The organism is Candidatus Dependentiae bacterium (assembly GCA_016871815.1).
Taxonomy (GTDB): domain Bacteria; phylum Babelota; class Babeliae; order Babelales.
Genome location: VHBT01000006.1, coordinates 23,033 through 33,471, shown reverse-complemented (window position 1 = coordinate 33,471; position 10,439 = coordinate 23,033). Strand labels below are relative to the sequence as shown.

Annotated in this window: 11 protein-coding genes; 6 read left to right on the top strand and 5 right to left on the bottom strand. The window is 39.0% G+C overall.

Features of this window, described 5'->3' with window-relative positions:
- Positions 1-169: 169 nt before the first annotated feature.
- Complete coding sequence (locus FJ366_02085) at positions 170-688, top strand: hypothetical protein (protein ID MBM3894361.1); 519 nt, start codon at positions 170-172, stop codon at positions 686-688.
- A 23-nt stretch (positions 689-711) separates the two neighbouring features.
- Here FJ366_02085 and galE read toward each other — a convergent pair whose 3' ends face one another.
- Positions 712-1,686 (bottom strand): UDP-glucose 4-epimerase GalE, encoded by a 975-nt coding sequence (galE, locus tag FJ366_02080; protein MBM3894360.1) that lies wholly within the window; start codon positions 1,684-1,686, stop codon positions 712-714.
- A gap of 300 nt (positions 1,687-1,986) precedes the next feature.
- On the opposite strand from galE, the gene FJ366_02075 reads away from it, so the two are divergent.
- Positions 1,987-2,154: a helix-turn-helix domain-containing protein gene (locus tag FJ366_02075; GenBank protein MBM3894359.1), complete on the top strand. Its 168-nt coding sequence runs from the start codon at positions 1,987-1,989 to the stop codon at positions 2,152-2,154.
- 58 nt (positions 2,155-2,212) lie between these two features.
- Here FJ366_02075 and FJ366_02070 read toward each other — a convergent pair whose 3' ends face one another.
- Both FJ366_02070 and FJ366_02065 read right to left on the bottom strand, forming a co-directional pair.
- Entirely contained in the window at positions 2,213-4,672 is a 2,460-nt protein-coding gene (locus FJ366_02070) for a hypothetical protein (GenBank protein MBM3894358.1), read from the bottom strand.
- A gap of 117 nt (positions 4,673-4,789) precedes the next feature.
- A complete protein-coding gene (locus FJ366_02065; protein MBM3894357.1) occupies positions 4,790-5,407 on the bottom strand; it encodes a hypothetical protein in 618 nt (205 codons plus the stop codon).
- A 280-nt stretch (positions 5,408-5,687) separates the two neighbouring features.
- Between FJ366_02065 and FJ366_02060 the strand changes: the two genes are divergently transcribed.
- A complete protein-coding gene (locus tag FJ366_02060) occupies positions 5,688-6,320 on the top strand; it encodes a hypothetical protein (GenBank protein ID MBM3894356.1) in 633 nt (210 codons plus the stop codon).
- Positions 6,321-6,407: 87 nt separating this feature from the next.
- On the opposite strand, the gene ychF is transcribed toward FJ366_02060, so the two are convergent.
- Complete coding sequence (ychF, locus tag FJ366_02055) at positions 6,408-7,538, bottom strand: redox-regulated ATPase YchF (protein ID MBM3894355.1); 1,131 nt, start codon at positions 7,536-7,538, stop codon at positions 6,408-6,410.
- 210 nt (positions 7,539-7,748) lie between these two features.
- Here ychF and FJ366_02050 point away from each other — a divergent pair, with 210 nt between their 5' ends.
- The gene (locus tag FJ366_02050; protein MBM3894354.1) at positions 7,749-8,321 is read left to right on the top strand and encodes a hypothetical protein; all 573 of its coding nucleotides are present in this window, start codon (positions 7,749-7,751) and stop codon (positions 8,319-8,321) included.
- Between the two features lie 115 nt (positions 8,322-8,436).
- Positions 8,437-9,084, top strand: coding sequence for a hypothetical protein (locus FJ366_02045; GenBank protein ID MBM3894353.1), 648 nt, complete (start codon positions 8,437-8,439; stop codon positions 9,082-9,084).
- 14 nt (positions 9,085-9,098) lie between these two features.
- Here the strand turns inward: FJ366_02045 and FJ366_02040 are convergent, their stop codons facing one another.
- Positions 9,099-9,791 carry an ABC transporter ATP-binding protein gene (locus FJ366_02040; protein MBM3894352.1) on the bottom strand — a complete coding sequence of 231 codons (693 nt, stop codon included), beginning with the start codon at positions 9,789-9,791 and terminating at the stop codon, positions 9,099-9,101.
- 194 nt (positions 9,792-9,985) lie between these two features.
- On the opposite strand from FJ366_02040, the gene FJ366_02035 reads away from it, so the two are divergent.
- Positions 9,986-10,417, top strand: coding sequence for a hypothetical protein (locus FJ366_02035; protein ID MBM3894351.1), 432 nt, complete (start codon positions 9,986-9,988; stop codon positions 10,415-10,417).
- Positions 10,418-10,439 lie beyond the last annotated feature (22 nt).

Sequence of the window (10,439 nt, the reverse complement as noted above, 5' to 3'; positions counted from 1 at the left end):
AAATAGGCATATGTGCATCCACGGTCGACCAACTATTTGGCGCATGACTAAGCAAGAAATCGAAAAACAGTTCCGTCGAATTTAAATACCTGTTAAAAACTTTGATTGACTGTTTAAATTAAGATTTAACTGGGATTGAATTAAAGCTAACGATTGAAAGGATTAGAAAATGATTAGTAATTTTAAAAGCAAAGTTATTTTTGTTGTTTTATTTGCAGCTTTAAGTGCGCATACCATGCCGCAAAAAAAAAAGGGTTGCACTTACGAAATGAAAGAAGATAATCAAGAACGAAGAAACGTGGTTGATGTTCCTGTTTCAGGAATAGAAGTGTTACTCTCGTTGGGTGGAATCTGGGAAGATGTTGTTGCGGCTTGCTCTGAGGATGTTAAAAATGGCTTTAATCTAGCCTTTGAGCAGAATGAATATAAATTTTCGTATTCTGTTCGATTTTCAAATACTGTTAAAAAAGCTGATATTGACCACAAAACAGCAGAGGTTTTGCTGTGTATGTGCTTTCATCTTCAAAATTCAAAGATTGAGGTGATGAAGGGTGGTGTTGACGCTTTACGGTATAAAGTGAGCGATGGAACCAGGATTATTTTTCGTCGTCAAGAAGATGTGATTTTAATCGATTTTATTGAGCCTCGTGAAATTGTTTATAAAAAAGTAAAAAAAGCTAATAAATAATTTAATCGCTGCCTTTGAATTTCTTAAAAACCTTTTTTCGTTTGCCAATGTAACGCTTGCTGCAAAATTACGTGAATCGGTTCGGTTATTGTCCAACCGAGCAGTGTTGTTGCAAGATGTGGGTTGGCAATCAAGATTGCAGGATCGCCATCGCGGCGAGGTTTGTAGTTTACGGTAATTTGAGTGTTGAGCTGTTGTTCGAGCTGCAGGATGATTTGCAGGAGTGAGAATCCGCGCCCGCTTCCCAGGTTGATAGCTGTTGATGCCCCTCCAGCGTGCAGGTAGTGAAGCGTTGCAAGGTGTGCGCGCGCAATGTCACCAACACTCACAAAGTCTCTGATGCAGGTGCCATCTGGCGTTGGATAGTCTGTCCCAAAAATATCAATAGGTTTTTTTGTAATCGCGGCAGAAATGAGCCGTGGCAGAAGGTGGGTTTCGGGGGTGTGGCTTTCGCCAAGACCATGTTGGTACCATCCGCCGGCTGCATTAAAAAACCTGAGAGAAACAACGTTAAATTTGTATGCAGCAGCATAGTCAAGCAGCATATCTTCGATTATTTTTTTTGTGGTTCCATAGGGAGATATTGGGTTTTTTGGATGTTTTTCGTCAATCGGGGTGTACATCGGTGTGCCGTACACGGCGCAGCTGGATGAAAAAATGATATTTTTAACGTGGTGAGTGCGCATCGCATGCAAAATATTTAGTGTCGAGAGAAGGTTGTTGTGGTAGTACCGTTCGGGGTTGATTACCGATTCGTGTACTTCGATGAGTGATGCGCAATGAATAACGGCATGAAATGAATATTTTTTGAATAATTCAGTGATAGTTGTTTGCTCAGTGCAATCGCCGGTTACCAGCGTAATGAGTTGGTTATTGAGCAAGGCGGGATTTGTTTTGATATCAATCCCAATCACAAAAAAATCTGACTGCGCACACAAAAAAGCAATATGAGAGCCGATATATCCAGCAGCTCCCGTGACAAGAATATATTTTTTCATACGTTGGGATCACCGAGACAAAAAACGACTGATGCAGCAGTTTTACTACGAATAAAAAAAAGATACAGCGATTTTGTATCGTCGCTGTATCTTTTTTTTATTTATCACAAAATAATCGGCGAATTTTTAAGCCGCATCTCCGTCTGAGTCATCAGTAGCGTCATCTTCGGTGGCTTGAGTAGTAAACAGGTCGCAAGTTAAACATTGAAGTGCACTACCCAGTAAAAAAAGATGCAAAAAAGGGTTAAATGAAAAAATAGTGCTTTTTGAGACCTTAGAAATCCAAAAAGGATAAAACCTATGCACTATTCTCATTTAACCCGAGATCAACGATTTCAAATTTTTGCATATAAATCAACAGGAATGTCGAGTAGATCGATTGGGCTACGGATACATGTTGCGTCATCAAGGGTAAGTAGGGAAATTAAACGGAATGAACTGAAGTACCGATGCAAGTTTTACAGATGATGATATTTTCAAAATCGAATTCAGCCGAGGTGATTCTTTCCAGCGGTACTGTTGCACTTCACGATTTTCGCCGGTTATCAAATTCTTTAGCTGCATATGCTTTGGTAACATGTTTTAACTCGTCGAAGGATGTTCGTTTTGTGTTGTTATTTTTAAAAGCACCTCTTTTTTCTGGATTAATTATTGTTATCCCGTGAGCCTGAAGGAGATTTGAAAAACAAGTTTTTATTATACATTTGTGCGAGAAAGGAGAGGTTTTTTCATTTATGGAATTAATATTTTCATCACAAAAATCGAGATTTGTATCGTTGACTACCAATAATCGAATTCTTCCTTCATCTAAAAAAGTTTGAATTTTTGAAATATCACCAAGATTCCAACTTTCATTGCTCAAAATTGAGTGTGCAGGTGCAATCACAAGAGCGACGGCTGTTGGGTTTTCAGTACAAAAAGTGTTAAGCGACTCAATATGATTAGCAAGTTCGGTATTTTCTTGTATAGGAACAAACATACTTTTTTTGCCTGGCGTGGTTATTGAAGCTGGAATTCTGCTTATTTGTTCCCAAATAGTAGCACGATGCTGGGCAGCTGCGGTTGCTCGATCAGTTGCTCTTCGGCTGCGTTTTGCAGGGGTTTCTCCGGAGATAAGTCCCTTTTGAGTGTATTGATCGACCAACGATTGTGGAGCTTCATCCGATTGTGGTGCTTCATCCGATTGGGGTGCTTCATCCGATTGTGGTGCTTCATCGTCAGAGCGAGGAGCGCTCTTTTCAGCTATTATTTGATCGCATTCTTGAAGGAAGGTTAAAAAAAGTTCTTCTTTTTCATCCTCATCTGGGTATGTTGAAAACTCTGATTCATCTCTACCGCTCGGGGCGTTTATAGCCGTGATGAAATTAGTGTACGCTATAAAAATATACCAACGTGGGTTTTGAAGAAATACATCAAGAGCTGCTTTTGTATAAGGATTTGTAAGTCTTGAGCCAGCAGCTGTTACCACTTGGAAATCAGATGCATCATCTGTTTTTGTTTTATCCGTATGAGTCTGTCTTGACCTATTTCTGAGTGCTTGTTTTATTTCTTTATCATTCGCGGTTTGATTAAGACCTAGAATGGCGTAGGTATTTAATAATTCTTCTACTTCTGCAAGTCGTCTATTCGTTTCTGCGATGAATTTTAATTCCGCGCCGTGTACTTTTTTGCGGAGAGTAAAGATGGCAAGTTGCTGAAGTGGTGAATAATCTTTTTTTTGACGGAAAAAACTCCATTGATTTGCTGTATTATCTGATTCCATGTAATAAATAAAATTTTCCGCGTTCTTCTCCGGATTAATGATATACCATGCTGGTAAATCGGCATGAAGATATGATTGATTCCATGGGGTCGTTGTCGTGACATTCCCATGAGTTTCTGAGCGTGATTGTCTTCTTGCAAATGTTTTTCTGTAGATTGTTTGTTGGGTTGATTTATCATCATTTAAAGAAGTATCTGTGTCGTTGATGATAATAACTATCCATCCATTGTTGCGTAAAATATTTCTGTGCGTTGCCAGCGATTCTGGCGAAAAGGCATTTACCGTTGTGAATAAAAATCGTACTTGGGATTTATCTTCATTTCCACCGAAAAAACCTTTTTGTGCAAGATGGTTTATGGCATCGACATAAGGCGCTTTGACAAAGACCACTTTTTTTTCCGTAGGTATTGGGTCAATGGTTGAGGGGAATTTGGGCCAGGTGGAATCGTAGACTTTTTGTAGCCGCGAAATGAGTGGCTTTGTGGATACTGGAGTTAATGAATATTCAAATCGAGAGTCTTCGGGAAATATAGTATTTGTTTTGATGGTAAATTCATCAACAAGTTGATTAAATCTTTCAATAGTTAGGCGCGAGTCTTTTGGATATGCAGGCGCTCCAGCTCTTTTCCATGAAGGGATTTTTAAAAGTATTGCGCTTGTTGTAAGCAGTCCTGCGCCAAAAAGTTCACCAGCATAGGCAGACAAAAAGCTGTCTGGAGTTGAGGCTGCTAAGATGAAGTGAAGAATCTGAGCTGGAAGTTTTTCTTTGCTTGATTCCACATGAATCACTTTTTTTGAATAATGGTTTGTTTGTTTTGTTACATTAGAATAGGTGGTTGTTTGAATGTAGTTTGTGGTCCAGTATCTCAAAAGATAGGTTTCTTCGCCGACGATCATGGTCAACGTTGCGGCATTTTCTTTACTAAAAAGGTCATAAAGCGTTTTAAAATCATTAAAATTTCGCTTTAAAGCTCTTCTTTGGCTTGGTTGCCTTGCAAATTGTTCTGAAAGTTTTTTGCTGTCGACTGATAAGGTAAGATCTGTTTTTGGGAGTGTTTTTGTTTGATGGTAATAAACTTCTGCGTCAGGAATAGGGCAAAACGTGCGCTTGCTTGTTTTTACGAGGGTTGGAACTGCCGGCGTTTCGGCTACAGGTTCAGCCGGGAGAGTCATTGCGCAAAAAAAAGAGGTTATCGTAAGTACAAATCTATTAAATTTAAACATCTATAAATCATCATAAAAAGGATTGTGTTTTCACCTCTTAGTTTAGATTTATTTAAAATTGGTGCAAAAAACTTGAATAACGACCCGAAAAACACCATTTTTTTGATTTTTTTGAGTTTAATTGTTTTTGTGTGTAATTAATTGTTCGATATTTTGCAAAAAACGCTGTGCTCGTTTGAGTGAATGGTTGAGTCCTTGCGAATACGATTCAACAAATTCAAAAAGCTCTTTTTTTTCAATTTTATTATGTTGTATCGCCAGGGTAACAAGAGTGATAACGCAATCATCCATGATTTCAGGGGCTAGCCGGTCGGAAAGTGTTTCGAGCAAAAACCGATTGCTAATAATTGTTTTGCAAAAATCGTCTGGGGTTGCATGAGCCCAGGTGTGGAGTGGTGCGGGAGATGGCAGCGACAGAGTATTTATTTCTCGCGGGAAGGATTGGCGCTCGTGCCAAACGATTACAACCGTGCAGACGGTTTGAATGAATAAGAAGATTTGTGGTTGTTCGCGCTGCAATTCGTCAGGTGTTTTTTTGAATGCAAATGGTGTTCGCTGAGAATCAATCGATTCTGTAACCATCTCGGTTATGATTCCATACGCTCTAAGGTTATTAAACGAAAAAGAGATAATTTGGCCAAACGATGGCAGATTGTGGGCGTCCCAACATAAAACTTTGATTGTTTTAAGAGAGCTTTCGATTATTTCTCCAAATGGAGCGAGCGGTGTAACCATATTTTTGTAGTGTTATCATTTAATTTTCTTTATCAGGATAGCGATTTTTTTACTTTTGCTCACAATTTGCTCAAAAATTGGTCTTTTTTATAAAAAATTATTGAGACAAAAAATAATGTTTTTAGAAAAAAACGAGCTGTTTTTTTCGATGTGAAAATTTTTCCCCTTAAAATTTAAACAAAAAAGCTGATACCCAAAATCTTTTTTTTAAAAATAATCAGCACGTTTTTATAGGTTACGATCAAAAATATATTACATATGTTTTGTTTGGTCGTGTTTTATGAAAAAAATAATTCTTTTTTTTGTAGGGTGTTTATTGTTTGATGGGCTTTTTGCTGGTGGATATCACAGTGATCTTGGGAGTGACACTGGTTCTACTGTCTCTTCTCACAAAAGGGATATTCGTAGAAAAACATCTTTTGGGGATATTCGTAAAAAAGGATATAAACGTCCAGTGCGCATTAATTTAAAAAAGCTTAAACATAAAGCTTCATCCGTGAGTAGTGCCTCTGAGTCATTTCATTCAGAAGAGGGTGTTGATGATTTGCCAACGACATTTGATTTGCCCGAAAACTATTCATTTGCTGAGGTAATGAGAAGAAATAAAACAATTTCTTTTGATGAGCGCCGTGAAATTAGAAAAAAAATGATGGAAGTTTCTCGCGCAATTGATGGAAGTATTGCCCTTGCAAATGAAGTTGTTAAGAACTTTGAATCGCTTGGAGCTCTACAGGTTTACCGTCAACTGTATGAAAATGCAATTAATCGACAGGACCTTGTAATTGAACTGTGTACCCTCAATCTTTCTAATGTAACAGAAGTTCGTGAATTTAAAGATATTATTCAGGGTATAGTGAAAGCTCGAGCAGAAAAACGTAAAGCTCTCTTGGACCTTAAGTCTTTAGCTGCTTAATTTATTTAGATTTGTTTAAAACCCCCTGGCCTTTAAAATCCAGGGGGTTTCTCATACATTTTTTTAAATGTGAGTTTGAGCGGTTTTTTAAACGTTAAATTTAATATTTAAAATATCGCCGTCTTTTACGATGTAGTCACGACCTTCGGTGCGTAGTTTTCCTGCATTGCGTAGCCCGGCTTCGGATCCAAGTGCAAAAAGGTCTTGTGCGTTGTACACATCGGCCGCAATAAACCCACGTTCAAGGTCTGAGTGAATTTCTCCCGCTGCTTTCTGGACGTTGGTTCCTTTTTTGATGGTCCAGGTGTGAATTTCTTTTGGCCCACAGGTAAAATATGACATCAGTTGAAGCTTTTTGTAGGTCTTTTGGATGAGTTCATCAAGTCCAGACTGGGTAATACCAAGAACTTCTCTCATTTCTGCTGCTTCTTCTTCAGAAAGTTGCGCCAAATCGGCTTCGATTTTAGCGGATACCGGAATAATCGAATCGATCCCAAATTTTTCGATGAGTCTGCTGTAAAATACAGAATTTTTGTATGAACCATCTGCAAATGAATCTTCGTCAAAATTTGCAGCAATCAAAAATGGTTTTCCTGATAAGAAAGGGACAAGGGTGATTCCGTCGGTTTTTGCTTGAGCAACAAGCTGTTGAATCGCGGATAAATCTTCCTTGTTAAAAAGCACTTCAAGTTGGTTTACAATTTCGCGCTCACGCTCCAATAACTCGAGTTCTTGTGCTTTTAATTGCTTGGTTTTTGCGCTTTTGATGAGTTGTTCGAGTTTTTCTTTGCGTTTTTGAGCAGAGTCCATGTCTTTGAGGATAAGTTCAGAGATGATGTCATTGAAATCTGAGATAGGGTCAACTTGGTTGTGAACGTGAACAATGAGCTCGTTTTCAAAGCATCTGACAACGTGGATAATCAAATCGACCTGCATAATGTTGCCAAGAAACTGATTGCCCAGGCCTTCGCCTTTTGAAGCGCCTTTTACCAATCCAGCGATATCAACAAACTGCATGGTTGCGGGGATTTTTTTTTCGGACTTAAACAGCGTCTGAAGTTTTTCGATTCGTTCGTCAGGAACTTGAGTAATCGCGATGTGTGGATCAACCGTGCAAAAAGGAAAATTTTCTGCCGGGATGCTTGATTTGGTAAGTGCATTAAAAAGTGTAGATTTTCCAACGTTAGGAAGGCCAACCAGGCCAGCTTGTAAAGCCATAATATCCTCATAAAAAGACAGTGAATGACGTTAGTATGCCAAGATTTTTATTACTTTTCAAAAATGGACACGTATTCATAAGCGAAAAGCTCTTTTTTCTAAAAAAGGCCTTATTTTTAATTATTTTTAATTGGCGTTGTTGGACATATTTTCTTGGTGCATATTTGGGATAGTTGGTTTAATTTTTAGGGTTTAAAAGAAATAACAAAAATGAATAAAAAAACCTTTTTAGTAATTGTTTTCTGTCTGTCTGGTGCTGTCTTTTCGGAACCGTTTCCGGCTGATGATAGTGTTGTTGCTGAAATGATAGCTGCTGTTACGCAACTTGTCTCTGGGGAAATTACGCCTCAAAATTTTGAGGTAGAGGCTCAACGGTGCCAAAATGCGCTTAATATTTTTGATAAATGTGAGCGAGTTGTTGATGGCAAAAAAGTGTTTTGTGTCTTGATGCTTAATGGTATTAAATACAGATTCGAAAAAGATCACGCTGCTCAAGTTTGTGATTTGGCAGAAATTATTGGCGCGCGACAAGATCGTATTAATTATTTGGATCGTGTTTTTAAAGCTCTGTCTGCTCGGCGCATATTGTTGGAAACAACCCATAAAAATGCGTGTGCTGTTCGTAGCATCTTTCCTGGACTTGACCTTGCATCTGCCGCAGACCGTTATTATGGGTATTCATCTGAAAGCATAGATTCAGAAAGCAACAGCGACGATGACTCTGCCTCGGTTAATTCGCAAGAGAGCAGAGCGCCTTCCCCGCGTAGCTGGTATTCGGAATAGTTATTTTTAACATGATTTGTACAAAGGAGCAGAAATGCTCCTTTTTTGTTTGTCAGATATCTTTTTTTGTCGCATGATCCTCTTTTTAGATTGTTTGTAAAAAGAGGATCATGCTGTGCGTTTTTTAGTTTTAGGTATGTTGCTGAGTGGATTTTTTTGTTATTCAAACCCTTTTCGTTCGGTGGTTTTAAAAAAAGGGTTGTTTCCGCTTTTGTATGCAGGATCTAGCCGTTCTTTCTGCACGGTATCTTCGAGTTGGCTTTCGCAGATTCCTTTGGTTAGAACTCTGCCTTTGGGTTCCTTGAAAAAAGTTTTTTCAGAGAGGCGCGCTACTGGTGTTGGTAGTATGCCGATGGTGTGGGGCAATGAGCGCGTGAGCATTTTTTTTGATGGCGTGCTCAAAAAAACGTTTTCATCGGATGAGTTTGTTGCTTGTGATGCTGGTTGCTTTGTATCAAAATCAAGTGGTGTGAAAATTCAGCCGATTTTGACCAGTGAAATTACTTCAGTGGTTGCTCAAAATGATGATTCACGACTGTTTCGTGTTTTTGTAGCCGGTTCTCAAGACGATGCGTTGTTGTTTCATGAAGAGTTGTCGGTTGCAAACACTGCGGCCGATAGAGACTTTTTTGTTTTTAAAAAAACGTCAGGAAGTTATTGCGTGATTCAAGGTTGTGCTTCAGAAGTAAAAGAGTGCTTATTTGCAAGTTCTGCGTTTGAAGAAGTTGTCGCTACAATAAAAAATAAATTGAGTGAAAAATAATCAGCAATTAATGATCATTTCTGTGATGTGGGAGAGTCAGAAATAATCAATCCGTCTTTGAGCTTGATGATGCGTTTTGTCTGAAGCGCCACTTCGTCTTCGTGAGTGACGAGAATAATTGTCGTATTTTTTTCCTGATTTAATTTTTTGAACAGATCTAAAATAGCCTGAGTGGTTGCGCTATCAAGATTTCCAGTGGGTTCATCAGCCAGAATAATTGCAGGGTTGTTGATGAGTGATCGAGCAATTGCAACTCGTTGTTGTTGCCCGCCCGACATTTCATAGGGGTGGTGTTCTGCACGGTGTTCTAGTTCTACCAGCTTGAGCAATTCGCGGGCTTCTTGCTGAGCTTGTTCTTCTGAGATTCCGCTGTATAACCGAGGAAGAGCAACGTTGTCGATAGCCGAAAGATCGGGAAGTAGGTTGTATCGTTGAAAAACAAATCCAATCTTTGTGTTGCGAATGTGAGCAAGTTGGTTATCAGAAAGATGTGCAACGTTTATTCCATCAATAAAATAATCACCACTAGTTGGAATATCTAAGCATCCCAGCAGCTGCATGAGGGTTGTTTTTCCTGATCCTGAAGTTCCGGTAATTGCTACAAATTCTCCATCGTGAATCGAAAGAGAAACTTCTTTGAGTGCGTGAACGGTGGTGTCTCCGTTGGTGTACGCACGGGCAAGTTTGATTGTTTTTATTCGCTCCATGATATTTTCTTTTCTTTTTTTAAACACGAAGCAGGTTGTAAAACATGCAGTGGTTTTTTATGGTGCTTAAACTGTGCGAATAATCCTAGTCAATCCAACAGTGTTTGGCTATGGTCTTTCGTTTTCTTTGATCCGCATAGAGTTCTTCGTGTAGGATTTGATCAAATTTAAACCCATATCTTTGGTGGTTTATGATGAAAAAAAAAATTATTTTAATTTGTGGTTTGATGGCGATATTTTTTGTTGAAGCATCTAAAGATTATGTTATGAGACTTGCAGACGATCTTGGGCTTGTCGCAGAAGAGGGATCTGGTGAAGAGTATTCCGATCAAATGTCAGATCAAATGGTAGTATATCAACCTCGTACAGTGTCTGCACCCGTACGTGTTGTTGCACCCGCTCAGGATCCTGCCGAGGTGATGAGTGCATTAAGAAGAGAGGCTCAAGAACTTGCAGAGCTCATGCAAGAGCTCAATGAAATTATTGAACAAAACGCTGAAAAACAACGTGCTGGTTTTGAAGAATTGTCCGATGAGATGGCTGATTTGGCAAAAGATGTTATCTCTGCAAATGGTCGAAAAGACCGCGTTGAAGAGGTTTCTCTCTTGATGGATGCTCGTGCCTAACGTTGAGCGGATCTCAAAATAA

Bases quoted from the DNA above. Each gene is read 5' to 3' on its own strand.
- FJ366_02035 (MBM3894351.1), top strand. From the start codon at position 9,986: ATGAAAAAAAAAATTATTTTAATTTGTGGTTTGATGGCGATATTTTTT.
- galE (MBM3894360.1), bottom strand. From the start codon at position 1,686: ATGAAAAAATATATTCTTGTCACGGGAGCTGCTGGATATATCGGCTCT.
- FJ366_02040 (MBM3894352.1), bottom strand. From the start codon at position 9,791: ATGGAGCGAATAAAAACAATCAAACTTGCCCGTGCGTACACCAACGGA.
- FJ366_02060 (MBM3894356.1), top strand. From the start codon at position 5,688: ATGAAAAAAATAATTCTTTTTTTTGTAGGGTGTTTATTGTTTGATGGG.
- FJ366_02070 (MBM3894358.1), bottom strand. From the start codon at position 4,672: ATGTTTAAATTTAATAGATTTGTACTTACGATAACCTCTTTTTTTTGC.
- FJ366_02075 (MBM3894359.1), top strand. From the start codon at position 1,987: ATGCACTATTCTCATTTAACCCGAGATCAACGATTTCAAATTTTTGCA.
- FJ366_02065 (MBM3894357.1), bottom strand. From the start codon at position 5,407: ATGGTTACACCGCTCGCTCCATTTGGAGAAATAATCGAAAGCTCTCTT.
- ychF (MBM3894355.1), bottom strand. From the start codon at position 7,538: ATGGCTTTACAAGCTGGCCTGGTTGGCCTTCCTAACGTTGGAAAATCT.
- FJ366_02085 (MBM3894361.1), top strand. From the start codon at position 170: ATGATTAGTAATTTTAAAAGCAAAGTTATTTTTGTTGTTTTATTTGCA.
- FJ366_02050 (MBM3894354.1), top strand. From the start codon at position 7,749: ATGAATAAAAAAACCTTTTTAGTAATTGTTTTCTGTCTGTCTGGTGCT.